Annotated in this window: 1 protein-coding gene; it reads left to right on the top strand. The window is 66.7% G+C overall.

Annotated elements, in window-relative coordinates; all coding sequences use genetic code 11:
* The first annotated feature begins 130 nt into the window (after positions 1–130).
* The gene (locus KY5_RS03265; RefSeq protein ID WP_098240742.1) at positions 131–1,381 is read left to right on the top strand and encodes a cytochrome P450; all 1,251 of its coding nucleotides are present in this window, start codon (positions 131–133) and stop codon (positions 1,379–1,381) included.
* Positions 1,382–1,400 lie beyond the last annotated feature (19 nt).

The following is a 1,400-nucleotide window of genomic DNA, read 5'->3' as shown; positions in this document are numbered from 1 at the left end:
GAAAGACGGAATGACGGTGGGTCATTTGGCTGCCGCTTAATGACGGTGCCCGTTTCGACGGCCGGTGCTAGCTTCGGTGCCGGCCGTCGACGCAAGGATCCGACACCAGAACGAAGAGGTAATCCGCGGCATGACGGAATTGATCCAGGACGTAGACCTGGCCGACCCGCAGACCTTCAACGGTCACGATCTGACGGACTACTGGCAGCGACTCAGATCCGAGAGTCCGGTGCACTGGCACCCGCCACTCGGCAAGAATCCGGGCTTCTGGGTCGTCAGCCGATACGCCGACATCATGGCTGTCTACCGCGACAACGTGAACTTCACGTCGGAGCGGGGGAACCTCCTGGTCACCCTGCTCGCGGGCGGGGACTCGGCGGCCGGTCAGATGCTCGCCGTCACCGACGGCCACCGGCACCGCGAACTGCGGAAGATCATGCTGAAGGCATTCTCCCCGCGCGCCCTGGAGCGGATATCCGAGCGGGTGCGGGTCAACACCAGGAAACTGGTGGCCGAAGCGGTCGAGCGGGGCACCTGCGACTTCGCGGAGGACATCGCGAGTCACATCCCCATGGGCACCATCGCGGACCTGCTGGGCGTTCCCGCCGCCGACCGTGAATTCCTCCTCACCCTGACGAAGTCGGCCCTCAGTTCCGACGCCGCCGACACCCAGGAGATGGACGCGCTCATGGCGCGCAACGAAATCCTCCTGTACTTCGGCGAGTTGGTCGAGGAGCGGCGCCGCTCCCCGGGCGACGACGTCATCAGCGTGCTGGCGGGCGGCGAGATCGACGGCCAGGCCCTCACCGAGGACGAGATGGTCCTCAACTGCTACAGCCTCATCATCGGCGGCGACGAGACGAGCCGCCTCTCGATGATCGACTCGGTGTTCACGCTCTCACACCACCCGCGCCAGTGGCAGTTGCTGCGGAGCGGCGAGGTGGGCCTCGGCACCGCCGTCGAGGAGGTGCTGCGCTGGGCCTCGCCCGCCATGCACTTCGGACGGACCTGCCTCAAGGACACCGAGGTGGGCGGAGTGCGGATCGCGGCGGGGGACATCGTCACGCTGTGGCACTCCTCGGGAAACCGCGACGAGGCCGTCTTCACGGACCCCGGCACCTTCGCCCTGGACCGCACCCCCAACAAACACATCACCTTCGGGTACGGACCGCACTTCTGCCTCGGCGCCTACCTCGCCCGCGTCGAGCTCTCCGAACTGCTCTCCGCGCTGCGGACCTTCAGCCAGGGCTTCGAGATCGCGGGCCCGACCCAGCGCATCCACTCCAACTTCCTGACCGGATTCAGCGAACTGCCCGTGCGCTTCGAGCCGGATCCGGCGGGACTCGCCCACTACAACGAGACACGTGACGCGGTCAGCTGACCCCGTCACCAGCCGAGGA

This window comes from Streptomyces formicae, assembly GCF_002556545.1.
In the GTDB taxonomy this organism is placed as follows: domain Bacteria; phylum Actinomycetota; class Actinomycetes; order Streptomycetales; family Streptomycetaceae; genus Streptomyces; species Streptomyces formicae_A.
The sequence above is the reverse complement of the archived record's forward strand: the minus strand, read 5'-3'. Positions and strand labels throughout refer to the sequence as shown.